The organism is Streptomyces sp. NBC_00252, from assembly GCF_036187565.1.
Taxonomy (GTDB): Bacteria; Actinomycetota; Actinomycetes; order Streptomycetales; family Streptomycetaceae; genus Streptomyces.
Map to the genome: position 1 here is coordinate 2,928,702 of NZ_CP108087.1, position 20,655 is coordinate 2,949,356.

Below are 20,655 nucleotides of genomic sequence, written 5' to 3' on the forward strand. Positions count from 1 at the left end.
CCTTCAGACACCCAACAGCGTGCCCGGCCAGGATCCGTCCGGAGATCGTGCTTTCCACACTCTTGCGAGTAGTACTTGCAGTCTCCGACCCGTGATACCGGCCGAATAATCAACGTTCCACCCTTGAGCAACCAGCATCGAACATTCGCCGATGTACTGGCCTCTGACCGAGCGAACTCGGTTAGAAGTGCTCCTTAGAAAGGAGGTGATCCAGCCGCACCTTCCGGTACGGCTACCTTGTTACGACTTCGTCCCAATCGCCAGTCCCACCTTCGACAGCTCCCTCCCACAAGGGGTTGGGCCACCGGCTTCGGGTGTTACCGACTTTCGTGACGTGACGGGCGGTGTGTACAAGGCCCGGGAACGTATTCACCGCAGCAATGCTGATCTGCGATTACTAGCAACTCCGACTTCATGGGGTCGAGTTGCAGACCCCAATCCGAACTGAGACCGGCTTTTTGAGATTCGCTCCACCTCACGGTATCGCAGCTCATTGTACCGGCCATTGTAGCACGTGTGCAGCCCAAGACATAAGGGGCATGATGACTTGACGTCGTCCCCACCTTCCTCCGAGTTGACCCCGGCGGTCTCCTGTGAGTCCCCGTCACCCCGAAGGGCACGCTGGCAACACAGGACAAGGGTTGCGCTCGTTGCGGGACTTAACCCAACATCTCACGACACGAGCTGACGACAGCCATGCACCACCTGTACACCGACCACAAGGGGGGCACTATCTCTAATGCTTTCCGGTGTATGTCAAGCCTTGGTAAGGTTCTTCGCGTTGCGTCGAATTAAGCCACATGCTCCGCTGCTTGTGCGGGCCCCCGTCAATTCCTTTGAGTTTTAGCCTTGCGGCCGTACTCCCCAGGCGGGGAACTTAATGCGTTAGCTGCGGCACCGACGACGTGGAATGTCGCCAACACCTAGTTCCCACCGTTTACGGCGTGGACTACCAGGGTATCTAATCCTGTTCGCTCCCCACGCTTTCGCTCCTCAGCGTCAGTAATGGCCCAGAGATCCGCCTTCGCCACCGGTGTTCCTCCTGATATCTGCGCATTTCACCGCTACACCAGGAATTCCGATCTCCCCTACCACACTCTAGCTAGCCCGTATCGAATGCAGACCCGGGGTTAAGCCCCGGGCTTTCACACCCGACGTGACAAGCCGCCTACGAGCTCTTTACGCCCAATAATTCCGGACAACGCTTGCGCCCTACGTATTACCGCGGCTGCTGGCACGTAGTTAGCCGGCGCTTCTTCTGCAGGTACCGTCACTTTCGCTTCTTCCCTGCTGAAAGAGGTTTACAACCCGAAGGCCGTCATCCCTCACGCGGCGTCGCTGCATCAGGCTTTCGCCCATTGTGCAATATTCCCCACTGCTGCCTCCCGTAGGAGTCTGGGCCGTGTCTCAGTCCCAGTGTGGCCGGTCGCCCTCTCAGGCCGGCTACCCGTCGTCGCCTTGGTGAGCCATTACCTCACCAACAAGCTGATAGGCCGCGGGCTCATCCTGCACCGCCGGAGCTTTTAACCACAGACCATGAGGCCCGAAGTGTTATCCGGTATTAGACCCCGTTTCCAGGGCTTGTCCCAGAGTGCAGGGCAGATTGCCCACGTGTTACTCACCCGTTCGCCACTAATCCCCACCGAAGTGGTTCATCGTTCGACTTGCATGTGTTAAGCACGCCGCCAGCGTTCGTCCTGAGCCAGGATCAAACTCTCCGTGAATGTGTACCGGTTATCCGGTGATACATCACGAGAGCGGAACAGCCAGGCGGAATAAGCCCGGCCGTTCACAGCGTCCTCGCTGTGTATTTTCTTCAAAGGAACCTCGCCCCAACCGTGATGGCTGGAGACGGGGTATCAACATATCTGGCGTTGATTTTTGGCACGCTGTTGAGTTCTCAAGGAACGGACGCTTCCTTTGTACTCACCCTCTCGGGCTTTCCTCCGGGCTTTTCCCTTCGGTCTTGCGTTTCCGACTCTATCAGACCGTTTCCGGTTCCGATTTCCTCGGTGCTTTCCAGGTTTCCGCTTCCGCGTTTCCCTTTCCGGCGGTTCCGACTTTATCAGAAGTTCTGAGTCGGAATTTCCGGCCCTCCGGGGAGTGGTTCCCGTACACGCGAAGTGTTCGGGTTCCCCCTCAGGCGGAGCCGTAAACGTACTGGAGCGGGCCGCCTCGATGCAAATCGAGGCGGCCCGCTCCGGGTTCACGCGTACGAGAGGTCGTGCGGCGGTCAGACCTCCACGACGACCGGGAGGATCATCGGCCTGCGCCGATAGTTGTCGGAGACCCACTTGCCCAGCGTGCGGCGGATGAGCTGCTGCAGCTGGTGGGGCTCCACCACGCCGTCCTGGGCCGAGCGTTCCAGGACCTCGGTGATCCTCGGGACCACGTCCACGAAGGCGGAGTCGTCGATGCCGGAGCCGCGGGCCTGGATGTGCGGTCCGCCCGTGATCTTGCCGGTGGACGAGTCCACGACGAGGAAGACGGAGATGATGCCCTCGTCGCCCAGGATCCTGCGGTCCTTCAGCGCCGGCTCGCCGACATCGCCGACCGAGAGGCCGTCGACGTAGACATAGCCCGCCTGGACCTTGCCCGAGATCTTGGCCTTGCCCTCGATGAGGTCGACGACCACGCCGTCCTCGGCGATGACGATGCGGTCGTGCGGGACGCCGGTCATGGCGCCCAGCTCGGCGTTGGCCCGTAGGTGGCGCCATTCGCCGTGGACCGGCATCAGGTTCTTCGGGCGGCAGATGTTGTAGAAGTACAGCAGCTCGCCGGCCGAGGCGTGTCCGGAGACGTGGACCTTGGCGTTGCCCTTGTGGACGACGTTGGCGCCCCAGCGGGTGAGGCCGTTGATGACGCGGTAGACCGCGTTCTCGTTGCCCGGGATGAGCGACGAGGCCAGGATCACCGTGTCGCCCGAGACGATGCGGATCTGGTGGTCGCGGTTGGCCATGCGGGACAGGGCGGCCATCGGTTCGCCCTGAGAGCCCGTGCAGACCAGGACGACCTCGCTGTCCGGGAGGTCGTCGAGTGTCTTGACGTCGACGACCAGACCCGGCGGGACCTTCAGATAGCCGAGGTCACGCGCGATGCCCATGTTGCGGACCATCGAGCGGCCGACGAAGGCGACCCTGCGGCCGTACTCGTGGGCCGTGTCCAGGATCTGCTGGATGCGGTGGACGTGGCTGGCGAAGCTCGCGACGATGATGCGCTTGCGGGCGCTGCCGAAGACCTGCCGCAGGACGTTCGAGATGTCGCGCTCGGGCGGGACGAATCCCGGGACCTCGGCGTTCGTCGAGTCGGCCAGGAGCAGGTCGATGCCCTCCTCGCTGAGCCGGGCGAACGCGTGTAGATCCGTGAGACGGCCGTCCAGCGGGAGCTGGTCCATCTTGAAGTCGCCTGTGTGGACGACCATGCCCGCGGGGGTGCGGATGGCGACCGCGAGGGCGTCCGGGATGGAGTGGTTGACCGCGACGAACTCGCAGTCGAACGGGCCGATGCGCTCGCGGTGCCCCTCGGCGACCTCGAGCGTGTACGGCCGGATGCGGTGCTCCTGGAGCTTGGCCTCGATGAGCGCGAGGGTCAGCTTGGAGCCGATCAGCGGGATGTCCGCCTTCTCCCGGAGGAGATACGGGACACCGCCGATGTGGTCCTCGTGGCCGTGCGTGAGCACGATGCCGTCGATGTCGTCGAGGCGGTCCCTGATGGACGTGAAGTCCGGCAGGATCAGGTCGATTCCGGGCTGCTCCTCCTCGGGGAAGAGCACGCCGCAGTCGACGATGAGCAGGCGGCCGCCGTATTCGAAGACCGTCATGTTTCGGCCGATCTCCCCGAGGCCGCCGAGTGGGGTGACCCTCAGGCCGCCTTCGGGGAGCTTGGGCGGCGGGGCGAGTTCAGGATGCGGATGACTCAAAAGACTCTCCTACCCATGCGCGCCACGTACCTGTGGGCACGTGGCGCGCATGACGTTCGTGCAAATGCAGTTGTCGGTGTGGGATGCGGGCGCCGAAGCCCCGCGTATTCAGTTGTGAAGTCCGTTGTCAGAGCTGTACCCCGCCGGCGGCAAGATCGATCTTGAGCTGGGCGATCTCCTCGGGCGAGCACTCGACCATCGGTGAGCGCAGCGGTCCGGCGGGCAGTCCCTGGAGGGTGAGCGCGGCCTTGGTGGTCATGACGCCCTGGGTGCGGAACATGCCGGTGTAGACGGGGAGCAGCTTCTGGTGGATCTCGGTGGCCTTCTGGACGTCACCGGAGACGTACGCCTCCACCAGGGTGCGCAGCTCGGGTGTGACCACATGGCCGACGACCGAGACGAAGCCGACCGCGCCCACGGAGAGCAGCGGCAGGTTCAGCATGTCGTCGCCGGAGTACCAGGCCAGGCCGGTTCGTGCGATGGCCCAGCTGGCGCGGCCGAGGTCGCCCTTGGCGTCCTTGTTGGCGACGATCCGGGGGTGCTCGGCGAGCCTGACCAGGGTCTCGGTGCCGATCGGGACGCCGCTGCGGCCGGGGATGTCGTAGAGCATGACCGGCAGTTCGGTGGCGTCGGCGATCGTCTTGAAGTGACGGTACAGGCCCTCTTGCGGGGGCTTGTTGTAGTACGGCGTGACGACGAGCAGGCCGTGTGCGCCGGTGTGTTCGGCCGTGCGGGCGAGTTCGACGCTGTGGTGGGTGTCGTTCGTGCCGACGCCCGCGATGACGTGGGCGCGGTCGCCGACCGCTTCCAGTACGGCTCGTACGAGGTCCGCTTTCTCCGCGTCGCTGGTGGTCGGGGACTCACCGGTGGTGCCGTTGATGATCAGGCCGTCGTTGCCTGCGTCCACCAGGTGGGTTGCGAGCCGCTGGGCGCCGTCGAGGTCGAGTGCGCCGTCCGCCGTGAAGGGCGTGACCATGGCGGTGAGGACCCGCCCGAAGGGGGTCTGCGGAGTGGAGGTCGGAGCCATGGGGAACACGCTACTCGCTGCTCAATGCGGGGTCTGCCTTAGGGGCTGGCGACAAGTCGTGACAAATATGGAGCCCGGCACTGCCTGCTCGGGGGTTCAAGCAGTGCCGGGTCCGTTTGATCAGGCTAGATGAACTTCTCCAAATGCCGCAATACGGACACTTCGTGCGGCCCATCCGTACATGTGTGCCCAAGGGGCAAACAGAGGTGCGCTACGGGGCGACACGGCCGTTCGCATTGAAGGCGGAGTAGGTGAGCGGCATGAGCTGGGCCCACTGCTCCTCCATCTTCTCGCCGACCATCTCGATCTCCCGCTGCGGGAAGGACGGCACCTTCGCCAGCTCGTGCTGGGTGCGCAGGCCGAGGAAGTGCATCAGCGAGCGCGCGTTGCACGTGGCGTACATCGAGGAGAAGAGGCCCACGGGGAGGACGGCACGGGCGACCTCGCGGGCGACGCCGGCGGCGAGCATCTCCTGGTACGCCTCGTAGGCCTGGCGGTACGAGTCCTCCATGGTGCGGCCGACCAGCTCCTGCTGGGCCTGGGTGCCTTCCACGAAGACGTACTTGCCGGGGCGGCCCTCCTGGACCAGCTTCCGGGACTCGCCGGGGACGTAGAAGACCGGCTGGAGCTCCCGGTACCTGCCCGACTCCTCGTTGTACGACCAGCCCACGCGGTGCCGCATGAACTCGCGGAAGACGAAGATCGGGGCGCTGATGAAGAAGGTCATCGAGTTGTGCTCGAAGGGGCTGCCGTGGCGGTCCCGCATCAGGTAGTTGATCAGGCCCTTGGAGCGCTCGGGGTCCTTGCCCATCTCGTCCAGGGACTGCTCGCCGATCGTCGAGACGCGGGCGGCGAAGAGCACGTCCGCGTCGGACGCGGTGTGCTTGACCAGCTCGACGGTGACATCACTGCGGAAACTGGGCTTGAGGTCGTCGGCGGGAGTGTCGGTCACGGCTCGGAGGGTCCTTCCATCACGTCTCTCGGGCGGCGCCCACTCTACGGCCCGGCACTGACATCGGGGCGTTCGGTGCCGTGCCGCGACATTCGTTGGCGAACTTCTGCGAATTCGGTGAAACAGGGCACCATTTGGGTCGTTCGCTCGTCTGTCCTGGTGAGCACCACCCGTTCGATCCCCGAAGGGAGAAGCACCACCGATGTTCCGTCGGAGCGAACCCGTCCCGTTCGCCTTCATCGCCGAGACCGACCGCTTCCGCAGCAATGTCACCCCGCCGCCGCGTGAGCGGGCCTCCGCCGGTCAGCTGGCCGGGCGCTGGCTCCTGGGTCTCACCATCGTCGCCGGAATCGTGGGCTCCCTGGTCCTCGGGATGCCGGCGCTGTCGCAGAACAACCTCTCGACACAGCATCAGCAGTCCCAGGCCGCCGACAATCGCTGACCTGCCGCGCACTGCCGTACAGCTGACCATGACTCATCCGGACCCCCAGCGGTGGTGAGGGAGAACACGGCCGGATAGCCTCACCGGGCACAGCCCACGCATGGATTCAGTGAGGACACCAGCCGTGCCCCTGCCCTTCCTTACGGCCGACCGCGCATTCGAGGCCGCGGACGAGCTCGCGCTGCCGTTCGACGACCGCGACCGCTGGCGGCGCCCCTACCGGCCCGGACCGTGGCGGGTGGCGGTGGCGGCGCTCGTGCTGCTGCTCGCGTCGTACGTGCTGTTCGCCGCGGTCATCATCGCCCTGACCGGTTCGCGGTCCGAGGCCGTGGTGATCCTCGGCATCGCGGTGGTCGTCATCCTCTGCGCCCTGCGGCTGCTGCGCATGGGCGTGTGGGTGAGCGCGCGCGGGCTGCGCGGTGTGCGGTTCTTCTTCACCCGTACGGTGCCGTGGAACCGGATCGTCGCCGTGCGCACGGTGCAGCAGCCGGTGCGCTGGCTCGGCCTGCCACGCACGGTGCAGGGGCAGGCGCTGGTCTTCGTCCGCAAGGACCGTGCTCCGGAGGACGTGACCGCGCTGCTGACCACGCACGACATCGACTTCCTGGCGCGTGCCTCCGCCTTCGACCGGGCCGCGGACTCGGTCGAGGTGTGGTCCGACGAGTACCGGCGGAACTGACCGCCCGACAGCAGTCGTACGCCGAAGGGGCCGGCCCGCAGCGAGTACGGGCCGGCCCCTTCGGCGTACGGGTGTGTCGTCCTACGGGTCAGGCCGGGACGGGGCGGCCGTCGTGCAGGGCGATCGCGCGCTGCATCGCCTTGCGGGCGCGCGGGGTGTCGCGGGCGTCGTGGTAGGCGACGGCGAGACGGAACCAGCTGCGCCAGTCGTCCGGGGCGTCCTCGGTCTCGGCCTTGCGCCTGGCGAAGACCTCGTCGGCCGAGTCGCGGTCGATACGGCCGCCCGCGGTGCGCCTCAACTCGTCGACGGGCAGGCCGCCTTCGGCGTCGAGCTCGGCGGCGAGGCGGTTGGCGTTGCGGACGAACTGGGTGTTCTTCCACAGGAACCAGATGCCGATCACCGGCAGGATCAGGACCACGATCCCGAAGGTGACGGTGATGACCGTGCCCGACTGTATGAGCATGACGCCGCGGCTGCCGACCAGGACGAAGTAGAAGACCAGGACGGCGGCCGTGACGGCGTAGGTGATTTTGGCGCGCATGTCAGCCCAGGTCCAGGAAGTGCTCCAGGCCGAAGGTGAGACCCGGGGTCGTCACCACACGGCGGGCGCCGAGCAGGATGCCCGGCATGAAGCTGCTGTGGTGGAGCGAGTCGTGCCGGACGGTCAGGGTCTCGCCCTCGCCGCCGAGCAGGACCTCCTGGTGGGCCAGCAGGCCGCGCAGCCGGACGGCGTGCACCGGGATGCCGTCGACGTTCGCGCCGCGCGCGCCGTCCAGGGCCGTGGTGGTGGCGTCCGGCGCAGGGGCCGAACCGGCCTTGGCACGGGCCTCGGCGATGAGCTGCGCGGTGCGGGTGGCGGTGCCGCTGGGGGCGTCCACCTTGTTCGGGTGGTGCAGCTCGATGACCTCGACCGACTCGAAGTAGGGCGCGGCGATCTGCGCGAACTTCATGGTGAGTACGGCACCGATGGAGAAGTTGGGCGCGATGAGGACGCCCGTCTTCGGGGAGGTGGCCAGCCAGCCGGTGAGCTGCGCGAGGCGTTCGTCGGTCCAGCCCGTGGTGCCGACGACCGCGTGGATGCCGTGGTGCACGCAGTAGTCGAGGTTGTCCATCACCGAGGCGGGGGTGGTCAGTTCGACCGCGACCTCGGCGCCGGACTCCGTGAGCGTCTCCAGGGAGTCGCCCCGGCCCAGGGCCGCCACCAGTTCCATGTCCTCGGCGGCCTCGACGGCTCGTACCGCCTCGGCGCCGATGCGGCCCTTGGCTCCGAGGACCGCCACGCGCAGCTTGCTCATCGTTCTTGCTTCCTTACCGGATACGGGTTCCGAAACCGGATGCGGGTTCCGAAGGCGGGTGTCAGGCGACGGCGTCGTGCAGTCGGGCCGCCTGCTTGTCCTTGAGCGGGCCGATGACCGACAGCGAGGGCCGCTGCCCCAGGATCTCGCGGGCGACCTCGCGGACGTCGTCCGGGGTGACCGAGGCGATCCGGGCCAGCATGTCGTCGACGGACATCTGCTCGCCCCAGCACAGCTCGCTCTTGCCGATCCGGTTCATCAGCGCGCCCGTGTCCTCGAGGCCGAGGACGGTGGAGCCCTGGAGCTGGCCGACGGCGCGGCCGATCTCGTCGTCGGACAGGCCGTTCGCGGCGACCTGGTCGAGTTCGTCGCGGCAGATCTTCAGCACGTCGTGGACCTGCGAGGGCCGGCAGCCGGCGTAGACCCCGAAGAGTCCGCAGTCGGCGAAGCCGGACGTGTACGAGTACACGCTGTAGGCCAGGCCGCGCTTCTCCCGGACCTCCTGGAAGAGACGGGAGGACATGCCGCCGCCGAGCGCCGTGTTGAGGACCCCGAGGGCCCAGCGGCGCTCGTCGGTGCGGGCCAGGCCGGGCATGCCGAGGACGACGTGCGCCTGCTCGGTCTTGCGTCCGATCAGCTCGACCTTGCCGGTGGAGCGCAGCACGCGGCGGCCGTCGCGCGGGGCGATGGGTGCCGCCTCGGGGGTGCGGAAGGCGCCCGCCTTGTCGAAGGCCGCGCGGACCTGTCGTACGACCTTGTCGTGGTCGATGTTGCCCGCGGCGGCGACCACGAGGTGCGTCGGGTCGTAGTGCTTCTTGTAGAAGCGGCGGATGCGGTCCGCGGTGAGGGCGTTGACGGTGTCGACCGTGCCGAGGACGGGGCGGCCGAGGGGGTTGTCGCCGAACATCGTGCGCGCGAACAGGTCGTGCACACAGTCGCCCGGGTCGTCCTCCGTCATGGCGATCTCTTCGAGGATGGCGCCGCGCTCGACGTTGACGTCGTCCTCACGGATGAGGGAGCCGGTCAGCATGTCGCAGACCACGTCGATCGCGAGCGGCAGGTCGGTGTCGAGCACGCGCGCGTAGTAGCACGTGTACTCCTTCGCCGTGAACGCGTTCATCTCGCCGCCGACCGCGTCGATCGCGGAGGAGATGTCCAGCGCGCTGCGCTTGTGCGTGCCCTTGAAGAGGAGGTGCTCCAGGTAGTGCGTGGCGCCGTTCAGGGACGGTGTCTCGTCGCGGGAGCCCACGTGTGCCCAGATGCCGAAGGTCGCGGAGCGGACCGAGGGCAGCGTCTCGGTGACGATGCGCAGGCCGCCCGGGAGGGTGGTCTTGCGGACCGTGCCGATGCCGTTGGTGCCCTGGATGAGGGTTTGGGTACGGGCGACGGCCCGCGCCTCCGAGGAGGTGCGGGCCGTCGCCTTGGAGCTGCTCGACGTCACTTGTCGCCGTCGTCCTTCTTGTCGTCCTCGGCGTTCTCTTCACCCTCGATGACGGGGATCAGGGAGAGCTTGCCGCGGGAGTCGATCTCGGCGATCTCGACCTGGACCTTCTGGCCCACGCCGACGACGTCCTCGACGTTCTCCACGCGCTTGCCGCCGGCGAGCTTGCGGATCTGCGAGATGTGCAGCAGACCGTCCTTGCCCGGGAGCAGCGACACGAACGCGCCGAAGGTGGTGGTCTTGACGACCGTACCCAGGTAGCGCTCGCCGACCTCCGGCATGGTCGGGTTGGCGATGCCGTTGATCGTGGCGCGGGCGGCCTCGGCCTGCGAGCCGACCTGGGCACCGATGTAGATGGTGCCGTCGTCCTCGATCGTGATCTCGGCGCCGGTGTCCTCCTGGATCTGGTTGATCATCTTGCCCTTCGGGCCGATGACCTCGCCGATCTTGTCCACGGGGATCTTGACGGTGATGATCCGCGGGGCGTTCGGGGACATCTCGTCCGGCGTGTCGATCGCTTCCATCATCACGTCGAGGATGTGGAGGCGGGCGTCACGGGCCTGCTTGAGAGCGGCGGCCAGGACGGAGGCGGGGATGCCGTCCAGCTTGGTGTCGAGCTGGAGGGCGGTGACGAACTCCTTGGTGCCGGCGACCTTGAAGTCCATGTCGCCGAAGGCGTCCTCCGCACCGAGGATGTCGGTGAGGGCGACGTAGTGCGTCTCGCCGTTGATCTCCTGGGAGATCAGACCCATGGCGATACCGGCGACGGGGGCCTTGAGGGGCACACCGGCGTTCAGCAGCGACATGGTGGAGGCGCAGACCGAGCCCATGGACGTCGAGCCGTTCGACCCGAGGGCCTCGGAGACCTGGCGGATCGCGTAGGGGAACTCCTCGCGCGTCGGCAGGACCGGGACCAGGGCGCGCTCGGCGAGCGCTCCGTGGCCGATCTCGCGGCGCTTCGGGGAGCCGACGCGGCCGGTCTCGCCGACGGAGTACGGCGGGAAGTTGTAGTTGTGCATGTAGCGCTTGCGGGTCACCGGGGAGAGGGTGTCCAGCTGCTGCTCCATGCGGAGCATGTTGAGGGTGGTGACGCCCAGGATCTGGGTCTCGCCACGCTCGAACAGCGCCGACCCGTGCACGCGCGGGATCGCCTCGACCTCGGCGGCGAGGGTACGGATGTCCGTCACCCCGCGGCCGTCGATGCGCTTCTTCTCCTTGATGACGCGCTCACGGACCAGGGCCTTGGTCAGCGCGCGGTACGCGGCGGAGATCTCCTTCTCGCGGCCCTCGAACTCCGGGAGGAGCTTCTCGGCGGCGAGACCCTTGACGCGGTCCAGCTCGGCCTCGCGGTCCTGCTTGCCGGCGATCGTCAGCGCGGAGGCGAGCTCCGGGCGGACGGCGGCGGTGAGGGCCTCCAGGACGTCGTCCTGGTAGTCGAGGAAGATCGGGAACTCGCCGGTCGGCTTCGCGGCCTTCGCGGCGAGGTCGGCCTGGGCCTTGCAGAGCACCTTGATGAAGGGCTTCGCGGCGTCCAGACCGGAGGCGACGACCTCCTCGGTGGGCGCCTCGGCGCCGCCCTTGACCAGCTGGATGGTCTTCTCGGTGGCCTCGGCCTCGACCATCATGATCGCGACGTCGCCGTCCTCGAGGACGCGACCGGCGACGACCATGTCGAAGACGGCGTCCTCGAGCTCGGTGTGCGTCGGGAACGCGACCCACTGGCCGTTGATCAGCGCGACGCGGACGCCGCCGACCGGGCCGGAGAAGGGCAGACCGGCCAGCTGCGTGGACGCGGAGGCCGCGTTGATCGCGACGACGTCGTACAGGTGGTCGGGGTTGAGCGCCATGATCGTGGCGACGACCTGGATCTCGTTGCGCAGGCCCTTCTTGAAGGACGGGCGCAGCGGGCGGTCGATCAGGCGGCAGGTGAGGATCGCGTCCTCGGAGGGCCGGCCCTCACGGCGGAAGAAGCTGCCGGGGATCTTGCCGGCGGCGTACATCCGCTCCTCGACGTCCACCGTGAGGGGGAAGAAGTCGAGCTGGTCCTTGGGGTTCTTGGAGGCGGTGGTGGCCGACAGCACCATGGTGTCGTCGTCCAGGTACGCGACGGCGGAGCCTGCGGCCTGCTTGGCCAGGCGGCCCGTCTCGAAGCGGATGGTGCGGGTGCCGAAAGTGCCGTTGTCAATGACGGCCTCGGCGTAGTGGGTCTCGTTCTCCACTAGCGTTTTCTCCGTTACTTGTCGTCTTTCGTCCCTCCCCGCCCGTGTGGCGGGGGGACGGTGGCGGAGAAGCGCTGTCTGGTGCGGGCCGGTCTTCGATCGAAGCACCCGGGGCGTCTGTGCCCGGGGGCCACTACCGAGGACCGGCGGCTGCGAGGCGCGCTTCCCCTCTTCTTTGTCGTGCTGTCTTCGTACGGGGTCGTGCTCGGTCGTACGTCCTGCGTCGTGCGTTGTGCTACCACACTACAAAGCGTGAGTGACAGTCCGCACGTTTCCGCACGTACGGGCAATCCGCACGTACGGCAAAGGGAGCGGCTCCCGATCGTTTCGGGAACCGCTCCCTTCACGGCGTCTTACTTGGCGCCCGCCGCACCGCGGCGGATGCCCAGCCGGTCAACCAGGGCACGGAAGCGCTGGATGTCCTTCTTGGCCAGGTACTGGAGCAGCCGGCGGCGCTGGCCGACCAGGATGAGCAGACCACGACGGGAGTGGTGGTCGTGCTTGTGGGTCTTCAGGTGCTCGGTCAGGTCCGAGATGCGGCGCGAGAGCATGGCGACCTGGACCTCGGGGGAGCCGGTGTCGCCCTCCTTCTGACCGAACTCGCTGATGAGCTGCTTCTTCGTAGCGGCGTCGAGCGACACGCGTACTCCTCGTAGTCTTTGATGTGCCACCGAGTGCCCCTGGTCCACTTCTCAGGGGAGCTTCCGTGACTCGGAAGGCGGGATCCGCTGCGCGCGGCCTCCAGGGCGTGAGCTCCGGGGGTGCGTACACAAACGGCCGCTACACAGCGTACCAGCCTGGGGGGATGCCCCGATCCAGCTCCCCGAAGGGCCCTGACCGGCGGGGATGCGGCCACTAGGGTGATTCCATCCATGGACGGAACGCGGAAACCCATGGTGGAACTCGTCGGTTCTTCGGGAAGGGGTCGCCGCGCCATGGCGGAGACGGAGCAGGAGATCAAGGCACGCAAGGAGCGGGAGCGCGACGAGTTGTACGCCCTCGACATCTCGGGTGTCGAGTGGCGCAGCGCGCCGGGCACGGAGGACCACGAGGAGCGCGTCGAGATCGCCGACCTGCCCGACGGCGCGGTGGCCATGCGCTCGTCCCTCGACCCGGGGACCGTGCTGCGGTACACGGAGGCGGAGTGGACGGCGTTCGTGCTGGGGGCGCGGGACGGGGAGTTCGATCTGGAGCCGGCTCCGGAGGAGCAGAAGTAGTCGTACGCAGGCGGAAGGGGTGGCACGCGCACGCGTGCCACCCCTTCTTCCGTCACCGCCCATGGCCGTCACCGCTCGGTGGCGCCGCTCCCGATGCCCAGGACCAGCCAGGTCCACGCCTTGCCGCTGCCGGGGCCGTCCGCCGCGTGGGCCGCGAAGAACAGCCGGCCGTCCTGGACGACGATGTCGTTCTCGTCGAGGGTCGTGAGGGTGTCGGCGTCCTGCGGTACCCCGAAGTAGAAGTACGGGGTCTCCTTGCCGGTCCTCGGGTCGAGGCTGACGAGCGCCGAGGGCGAGATGCGGTCGTCGCTCATCCGCAGGGCGAGGAGCCGGCTGCCGCTCACGCGCAGCGGGTACAGCAGGGAGTCGGGCCCGGACTCGAACTTCTCCGTGGTCTTCCCGGTCGCCAGGTCGAAGCCGATGATCCAGTTCGAGTTGTGCGGGGCGCCCGCCTCCTTGCTGCGGACGAAGACCTGGCCCAGGCCGACGGCGATGGTCTGGCAGTCGTCGACCACCAGGTAGTCGACCTGGTCGGAGCAGTCGCCGACGTAACTGCCGCCGGTCAGGCCGATCGTGGCGCGCACCGTGCCCCGGTCGTCCAGGGAGAGCAGTTCGGTGAAGCCCGTCTCCCCCGCCGACACGGCCACGACGGGAGGATCGCTCGACGGGAGCTCGAGATCCCGGAGGCCCTTGGTTCCGGCGTACGTCCACTTCTCCTTGCCGGTGGCGGGATCGATCTTGCGTACCTTGTAGGTGATGGTCTGCCACGAGGCGGAGGTCTGGCTGTCGTCCCAGCACTCGAGCCGGACGAGCAGGGCGCGTCCGCCCGCCACTCCCATGTCCTGGCACGAGCCGGACTCCGTCGTAGGCCAGGTCCGCTCGCCGGAGTCCATGTCGTACGCGTCCGTGCCGCCTCCCCAGGTGACGGCCACGGTGGCGTGGGTCAGGGTGACGCCGGGCGTGTCCTGGACGGCGCCGTCCGTCGGAGCGGTGTCCTGTTCGTCGCCGATCGCGGAGACGGGGAACTCGTGCTCCCAGATCCGCTTGCCGTCGTCGAGGTCGAAGAAGGCGACGTGGTTGCAGAGGGACGCCTTGTCCTTGCTGTCCCTGAAGACCACGGCCGTACGGTTCTCGCCGGTCACACGGCGGGTGTAGCCGCAGATCGGGCCGGCCAGGCGGAGTCTCCACGCCTCGTCGCCCGGTGCGGCGTCGGTGCCCGTCCTGAAGCCGGCCAGCGTCTGGTTGATGCCCTTGGCGAGGATCTTGTCCGTGGCCCAGGTGCCCGGCATCTCGGTGTGCTCGCCGGGCTTCGCGTCGTCGATCGAGAAGCGGAACGCCATGTCGCCGGTGGTGGTGGCGGGCTTCCTCTCGACCGTGTCCCGCACGTCGAGGCGTCCCCCGCCGGCCGCGGGGGCGTTGTCTGCCGTCGGTTTCTTCTTGTCGTCGCTCCGGGCGGCCAGTAGACCGGCGGTGCCCACGGCCGCCACGAGGACGACCGCGAGCAGCCCGAGCAGCCTGTTGCGGCGGCGCTTCCTCTGCTGGTCGTTCTGGGTGAGGACGGAGTGCGTGTAGGGAGAGGGGGGTGGGCCGAAGCTCACGCGGGCGAGTCCTTCCGGCGCCTTGTCATCGGTGTACGTCGTCGTACGACTGCTTCTCGCGGGCCGTCGCGGACGACCGGCACCGGACCTGCTGAGGCCGGTGCCGGTGGCAGGGGCGGTCGGGTCAACTCGTCAGCGAGCGGACCGTCGCGTACACGTCGAAGACGGCGAGGGCCAGCGGCACCAGCGTCAGCAGGACGAAGCCCTCGGCGATCTCCAGGAAGCGGCCCCAGAACGGGGTGAGTCCGCTGCGCGGGACGATCAGGCCGATCGCCGTCACGAGGGCGGTGGCCGCCGCGATCGCCGCGACGAGCCAGACCGTACGGATGTCGAGCCCGCTGCGGTCCCCGGCGAGCGCCTCGCGGATCAGGGAGTGCGGCGGGTTGAGCGCCAGGCCCAGGCCGAGCAGCACGAGGGCACCGAGTCCGGCGGCCAGCACGGGGGCGACCTGCGCGGTGTAGCGGAAGAGGTGGGCGCGCATCAGCAGGGCGGCACCGGTCGCGAGGGCGAGCAGCTGAGCCCAGACGTCGTGGGAGAAACCGAGGACAGCCGTGGCCCCGACGGCGGTGACCGCGCAGCCGCCGACGAGGCCGACGAGGAGTTCGTGACCGCGGCGTGCCTGGGCGGCGACCCGTTCGGTGTCGACCGCTTCCTGGGCGGCGGGCTCGGCGCCGTACGCGCTGCGCGGGGTGGTGTTCGGGGGGTCGAAGCCGATCGGCAGGCGGGCGAAGCGCATCGAGAGGGACGGCAGGAAGGCCAGTGCGCCGACCGCGACCGGGGCGCACAGGGCGGCGATCTCGGACGGCGTCCAGTGGGCGCGGATCGCGATGAACGAGACGATCAGGCCGACGGCGGACGCGAAGACGAGGGCGACGAAGGGAGCGTCCCCACCGGGTGAGCACAGGGTGAGGACGACGGCGGCCACCAGTACGGCCGCGCACGCGAGGAGGAACTGCAGCTTGCCGATCCCCTGGCCGTCGGTGAGCGGCAGCAGGCCCGAGCCGGCCACCCCGATGTTGGGCAGGGCGCCGAGGCCCAGCGCGATGGCCGAGGCCCGGTCGTCGTAGACGCGGGCGCGGACGCACCCCAGGACGACGAGCAGGATGCCGACGACCGCGGCGAGGATGCCGGGGAGGCTGTGCATGTCGTGGCGCGGGTCGGCGGTCCAGGCGACGAACGCGAGCAGGGCGGGCAGCACACCGCCGCCGACGAGGCCGGCCGCACGGGTCAACTCACCGCCCCACAGGGTGTGTTCGCGGGTCACGGCGGCCGAGACGGCCTCGGACACGTCGTCGAACACGGCCGGCGGGAGCGACTCGGAGAAGGGGCGCAGGGTGAGGAGTTCGCCGTCGAGGATGCGCTGGGCGGCGAACGTGCGGGAGCTGTCGAGGACCGTGCCGTCCCGGCGTACCAGGTGGTAGCCGACCGGGGCGCCGTCGGCGGGGCTCTGCCGGGAGAGCCTGAGGATCTCCGGATAGATGTCGGCGACCGGGATGTCGTCGGGCAGTGCCACGTCGATCCGGCTGTCGGGCGCGACGATCGTGACCCGGCAGAAACCCAGGCCCGGGCCGGTGCCGACAGGGGCTCCGGTACCGGGCCCACCCGCCGCGGATGCCGTGATGCTCACCTGCTGCTCCCCCTCGATGATGATTCTGCGTCTGCGGTGTGAAGGTGTCGCGCGGGGCGTTCCGCGCACCTTCACATCGCGCTGAATGCCCTGTTTTTCCAGGCTGGTTCGCGTGTGCTCGCGCGAACATCCGGCACCCTACCGCTCACCCGTCCGCCGCGAAGTCAGTAGGATCGCGCGGCGGCCTGCGTCCGCCTGACACGGGGTGGCGGACGGTAGTCCCGGGGCCGCGCAAGGGAATTGGTGAGCAGTGAGCCACATCGTCGTGAAGCGCCCGCCTCGCGCGCTGCCGTCCGAGGTGCCCACGGACGAGATCGTCCTGCAACCTCCCCCCGAATTGCCTCGGGGACATCAGGAGAGCGTCCTGATGCAGTTGCTGCCGACGCTCGGCATGGGCGGCTCGGTGGTGTTCTTCTTCACGAACGGGCAGCCGTTCATGAAGATCATGGGCATGGTGATGATCGTCTCGACGGTCGCCATGTCCATCGCGATGGTGGTCCGCTTCCGCCGCGGCTCCCAGGGCCAGTTGGCGGACCTGCGCACCGACTATCTGCGCTACCTCGCGCAGACCCGGCGGACCGCACTGGACACCGCGCGGGCGCAGCGCGACGCGCAGTACTACCTCCACCCCTCCCCCGAGCAGCTGTGGGCACTGGTCGCCGAGGGCAGCCGGGTGTGGGAACGGCGGCCCGGCGACGAGGACTTCGGCCAGGTCCGCATCGGCCTCGGCCAGCAGTCGCTCGCCACTCCGCTCATCGCCCCCGAGACCGGCGGGGTGGAACAGCTGGAGCCGCTGACCGCGGGCGCGATGCAGCGCTTCCTGTCGGTCCACGGCACCCTTGACGACCTGCCGATGGCGATCTCGCTGCGCGCCTTCTCGTATCTGACGATCAGCGGCGACCCCGAGTCCGTACGGTCCTCCGCCCGCGCCCTGACCGGCTCGCTGGCCGCGCTGCACTCGCCCGAGGACCTGGTGATCGTGGTCGCGGCGGCGAGGGAGAACCTGCCGCACTGGGAGTGGGCCAAGTGGCTGCCGCACGCGCAGGCGCCCGGTGCCATGGACGGCGCGGGCAGCCGTCGGCTGATCGACAGCGACATCCGCGAGCTGGAGAACCTGATCTCCGCCCGGCTGACCGGCAGGCCGCGCTTCCACCCCACCGCGACACCGCTCCCGGACGAGCCGCACATCGTCGTCGTCCTCGACGGAGTCTCCCTGCCGCCCGACTCGGTCCTGGCCAACTCCGAGGGCCTGCAGGGCGTCACGCTCGTCGATGTCGTCCCGGGCGAGCCGACCGCGGTACGCGGCGAACTCTCCATCGTCGTACAGCCGAAGTCGCTGCATCTGGAGTCCGGGCACGGAGATGTCTACGAAGGGACGCCCGACGCCCTCTCGTACGCGTCCGCCGAGGCGCTCGCGCGGCAGTTGGCGCCGCTGCGGATGGCGTCCGGCGGGGACGACGACCAACCGCTGCTCGCCAACCTGGAGTTCACCGATCTGCTGAACCTCGGTGACGCGGCCTCCGTCGACACCCAGCGCACCTGGCGGCCCCGTTCGCTGGCCGAGCGGCTGCGGGTGCCGATCGGGCTCGGTGAGGACGGCCGGCCCGTGATGCTCGACCTCAAGGAGGCGGCCCAGGAGGGCATGGGCCCGCACGGCCTGTGTGTCGGCGCGACCGGTTCCGGCAAGTCGGAGCTGCTGCGCACCCTGGTCCTCGGTCTCGCGGTGACGCATTCCTCGGAGACGCTGAACTTCGTCCTCGCGGACTTCAAGGGCGGTGCGACCTTCGCCGGTATGGCGCAGATGCCGCACGTGGCGGCCGTGATCACCAACCTCGCGGACGACCTGACCCTGGTCGACCGCATGGGCGACTCCATCCGCGGCGAGCTCAACCGCCGCCAGGAACTCCTGCGCGACGCGGGCAACTACGCCAACATCCACGACTACGAGAAGGCACGCGCCGCGGGCGCCCCGCTGCAGCCGATCCCCTCCCTGGTGCTGGTGATCGACGAGTTCAGCGAACTGCTCACCGCCAAGCCGGACTTCATCGAGATGTTCGTGCAGATCGGCCGCATCGGCCGCTCGCTCGGCGTGCATCTGCTGCTGGCCTCGCAGCGTCTGGAAGAGGGCAGGCTGCGCGGTCTGGAGACCTATCTGTCGTACCGCGTCGGCCTGCGCACCTTCTCGGCGGCCGAGTCGCGGGCGGCGCTGGGCGTGCCGGACGCCTACGAACTCCCGAACGTGCCCGGGTCCGGCTTCCTGAAGTACGGCACGGACGAGATGGTGCGGTTCAAGGCCGCCTACGTGTCCGGGACTTATCGCTCCGGCTCCTCGCCGACCGCGTTCGGTGCCGGTCAACTCCCGGTCGACCGGCGGCCGGTGCTGTTCACGGCGGCCGAGGTGCCGGTGCAGTACACGGCGGTGCCGCAGCAGCGCACCGAGTCCCCGGACGTCGACGACGCCCTCGCCGACACGGTGCTCGACGTCATCGTGCGCCGGCTGGAGGCGCAGGGCCCGGCGGCCCACCAGGTGTGGCTGCCGCCGCTGGACAGCCCGCCCTCGCTGGACGGACTCCTGCCCGGCCTCACCGCGGTGCAGGGCCGCGGACTCACCCAGCCCGGGTACGAGGGCGCGGGCCGGCTGGTGGTCCCGGTCGGCCTGGTCGACAAGCCGTACGAGCAGCGCCGTGACCACCTGTGGGTCGACTTCTCGGGCGCGGCCGGCCACATGCAGATCGTGGGCGGCCCGCAGTCCGGCAAGTCCACCCTCCTGCGCTCCCTGATCTGCTCCTTCGCCCTGACCCACACCCCGCACGAAGTCCAGTTCTACGGCCTCGACTTCGGCGGCGGAGGCCTCTCCTCGGTGGCCGGCCTGCCGCACGTCGGCGGCATCGGCTCCCGCCTCGACCCCGAGAAGGTCCGGCGCACGGTCTCCGAGGTCTACGGCGTGATGACGCGCCGCGAGGAGTACTTCCGCGCCGCGGGCATCCCGTCGATCGCGGAGTTCCGCTCCCGTCGGGCACGCGGCCAGATCTCGGTCACGGACCAGCCCTGGGGCGACGTCTTCCTCGTCATCGACGGCTGGGGCAACTTCCGCGCGGACTACGAGGGGTTGGAGGCGGCGGTGCTGGACATCGCCGCGCGCGGCCTGGGCTTCGGCATCCACCTGGTGCTCACCGCGTCCCGGTCGATGGAGGTCCGCGCGAACCTCAAGGACCACCTGATGAACCGCCTCGAACTGCGGCTCGGCGACACGATGGACTCCGAGATCGACCGCAAGGTCGCGGTGAACGTCCCGACAGGCGTCCCCGGACGCGGTGTGTCGCCGCAGCGGCTGCACTTCATGGCGGCGGTCCCGCGCATCGACGGCCTGGTCTCGGACTCGGACCTGGCCGATGCCACCCAGGCGCTGGCGACCGAGGTGTCCCGGCACTGGGAGGCGCCGGGGGCGCCCGAAGTACGGCTGCTGCCGCGCGAGTTGCCTGCGGCGCAGCTGCCGGCGGGCGACCGTTTCCCGCAGCGCGGTGTCGCGTTCGCCATCGACGAGAACAACCTGGAACCGGTCTTCGTCGACTTCGAGCAGGACCCGTTCTTCCTCGTCTTCGGCGAGAGCGAGTCGGGCAAGTCGAACCTGCTGCGGCTGCTGATCAAGCAGTTGACGGAGCGGTACACCGGCGACGAGGCGAAGCTCTTCGTCATCGACAACCGGCGCGCCCTGCTGGACGCGACCCCGTCCTCGCACCTCGCCGAGTACATCCCCATGTCCAACGCCATGGACCACCACATGGTCGCCCTGGCGGACCTGATGCAGCGCCGCACGCCGACGGCCGACGTCACGGCCCGGCAGCTCCGCGAGCGGAGTTGGTGGCAGGGCCCGACGGTGTACGTCGTCGTGGACGACTACGACCTCGTCTCCACGTCCAGCGGCAACCCGCTGGGCAACCTCACGGAGATGCTGCCGTTCGCCCGTGACGTCGGCGTCCGCTTCATCATCGCCCGCTCCTCGGCGGGCGCGGGGCGTGCCGCGTACGAGCCGTTCATGCAGCGGATGCAGGAACTGGGCGCCCAGGGCGTCGTCCTCGCGGGCGACCCCGGCGAGGGTGACGTCCTGGGCGGGGTACGGCCTCGGCCGATGCCTGCGGGGCGAGGGGTGTTCGTGTCACGGAAGCGGGGGAAGCCACTGGTGCAGACGGGGTTGGTGCCGGAGACGGTGTACTGACGGTCGGCGGTACGACCGCAGCG

General features: G+C 68.6%; 14 protein-coding genes and 1 rRNA gene. 4 read left to right on the forward strand and 11 right to left on the reverse strand.

Features of this window, described 5'->3' with window-relative positions; genetic code table 11:
* Nucleotides 1-198: 198 nt before the first annotated feature.
* The 4 genes from OHT77_RS12405 to thyX all read right to left on the reverse strand — a co-directional run bounded on the left by OHT77_RS12405 (nt 199) and on the right by thyX (nt 5,898).
* Nucleotides 199-1,724: ribosomal RNA gene (locus tag OHT77_RS12405) — 16S ribosomal RNA — on the reverse strand.
* Between the two features lie 509 nt (nt 1,725-2,233).
* Complete coding sequence (locus OHT77_RS12410; protein WP_266773142.1) at nt 2,234-3,919, reverse strand: ribonuclease J; 1,686 nt, start codon at nt 3,917-3,919, stop codon at nt 2,234-2,236.
* A 127-nt stretch (nt 3,920-4,046) separates the two neighbouring features.
* On the reverse strand, nt 4,047-4,946 hold the full coding sequence (gene dapA, locus OHT77_RS12415) for a 4-hydroxy-tetrahydrodipicolinate synthase (RefSeq protein ID WP_328828348.1): 900 nt from the start codon (nt 4,944-4,946) through the stop codon (nt 4,047-4,049).
* 211 nt (nt 4,947-5,157) lie between these two features.
* Entirely contained in the window at nt 5,158-5,898 is a 741-nt protein-coding gene (gene thyX / locus OHT77_RS12420) for an FAD-dependent thymidylate synthase (protein ID WP_328828349.1), read from the reverse strand.
* A 202-nt stretch (nt 5,899-6,100) separates the two neighbouring features.
* Here thyX and OHT77_RS12425 point away from each other — a divergent pair, with 202 nt between their 5' ends.
* Nucleotides 6,101-6,340: a hypothetical protein gene (locus OHT77_RS12425; RefSeq protein WP_266773139.1), complete on the forward strand. Its 240-nt coding sequence runs from the start codon at nt 6,101-6,103 to the stop codon at nt 6,338-6,340.
* A 124-nt stretch (nt 6,341-6,464) separates the two neighbouring features.
* Nucleotides 6,465-7,019, forward strand: a complete 555-nt coding sequence (locus tag OHT77_RS12430; RefSeq protein ID WP_328828351.1) for a hypothetical protein — start codon at nt 6,465-6,467, stop codon at nt 7,017-7,019.
* A gap of 88 nt (nt 7,020-7,107) precedes the next feature.
* Here the strand turns inward: OHT77_RS12430 and OHT77_RS12435 are convergent, their stop codons facing one another.
* From OHT77_RS12435 to rpsO, 5 genes are all read right to left on the reverse strand, one after another.
* Nucleotides 7,108-7,560, reverse strand: coding sequence for a tetratricopeptide repeat protein (locus OHT77_RS12435; protein WP_328828352.1), 453 nt, complete (start codon nt 7,558-7,560; stop codon nt 7,108-7,110).
* A gap of 1 nt (nt 7,561) precedes the next feature.
* Nucleotides 7,562-8,314: a 4-hydroxy-tetrahydrodipicolinate reductase gene (gene dapB, locus OHT77_RS12440; protein ID WP_328828353.1), complete on the reverse strand. Its 753-nt coding sequence runs from the start codon at nt 8,312-8,314 to the stop codon at nt 7,562-7,564.
* 61 nt (nt 8,315-8,375) lie between these two features.
* A complete protein-coding gene (locus OHT77_RS12445) occupies nt 8,376-9,755 on the reverse strand; it encodes a M16 family metallopeptidase (protein WP_328828356.1) in 1,380 nt (459 codons plus the stop codon).
* Nucleotides 9,752-11,974, reverse strand: coding sequence for a polyribonucleotide nucleotidyltransferase (locus OHT77_RS12450; protein WP_328828357.1), 2,223 nt, complete (start codon nt 11,972-11,974; stop codon nt 9,752-9,754). The genes OHT77_RS12445 and OHT77_RS12450 overlap by 4 nt, the downstream gene beginning before the upstream one ends.
* Before the next feature lie 353 nt (nt 11,975-12,327).
* Complete coding sequence (gene rpsO, locus OHT77_RS12455; RefSeq protein ID WP_019064787.1) at nt 12,328-12,615, reverse strand: 30S ribosomal protein S15; 288 nt, start codon at nt 12,613-12,615, stop codon at nt 12,328-12,330.
* A 294-nt stretch (nt 12,616-12,909) separates the two neighbouring features.
* Between rpsO and OHT77_RS12460 the strand changes: the two genes are divergently transcribed.
* A complete protein-coding gene (locus tag OHT77_RS12460) occupies nt 12,910-13,191 on the forward strand; it encodes a DUF397 domain-containing protein (RefSeq protein WP_328828358.1) in 282 nt (93 codons plus the stop codon).
* A gap of 68 nt (nt 13,192-13,259) precedes the next feature.
* Here OHT77_RS12460 and OHT77_RS12465 read toward each other — a convergent pair whose 3' ends face one another.
* Together OHT77_RS12465 and eccD are read right to left on the reverse strand one after the other, a co-directional pair.
* The gene (locus tag OHT77_RS12465) at nt 13,260-14,789 is read right to left on the reverse strand and encodes an outer membrane protein assembly factor BamB family protein (protein WP_328828359.1); all 1,530 of its coding nucleotides are present in this window, start codon (nt 14,787-14,789) and stop codon (nt 13,260-13,262) included.
* Nucleotides 14,790-14,913: 124 nt separating this feature from the next.
* Entirely contained in the window at nt 14,914-16,416 is a 1,503-nt protein-coding gene (gene eccD, locus OHT77_RS12470; RefSeq protein WP_328828362.1) for a type VII secretion integral membrane protein EccD, read from the reverse strand.
* A gap of 250 nt (nt 16,417-16,666) precedes the next feature.
* Between eccD and eccCa the strand changes: the two genes are divergently transcribed.
* Complete coding sequence (gene eccCa, locus OHT77_RS12475; RefSeq protein ID WP_328828364.1) at nt 16,667-20,632, forward strand: type VII secretion protein EccCa; 3,966 nt, start codon at nt 16,667-16,669, stop codon at nt 20,630-20,632.
* Nucleotides 20,633-20,655: the final 23 nt, after the last annotated feature.

What these genes read in the sequence shown, in the direction of transcription:
- OHT77_RS12435 (WP_328828352.1), bottom strand. Translation starts at nt 7,560, where the DNA reads ATGCGCGCCAAAATCACCTACGCCGTCACGGCCGCCGTCCTGGTCTTC.
- dapA (WP_328828348.1), bottom strand. Translation starts at nt 4,946, where the DNA reads ATGGCTCCGACCTCCACTCCGCAGACCCCCTTCGGGCGGGTCCTCACC.
- OHT77_RS12425 (WP_266773139.1), top strand. Translation starts at nt 6,101, where the DNA reads ATGTTCCGTCGGAGCGAACCCGTCCCGTTCGCCTTCATCGCCGAGACC.
- dapB (WP_328828353.1), bottom strand. Translation starts at nt 8,314, where the DNA reads ATGAGCAAGCTGCGCGTGGCGGTCCTCGGAGCCAAGGGCCGCATCGGC.
- OHT77_RS12460 (WP_328828358.1), top strand. Translation starts at nt 12,910, where the DNA reads ATGGCGGAGACGGAGCAGGAGATCAAGGCACGCAAGGAGCGGGAGCGC.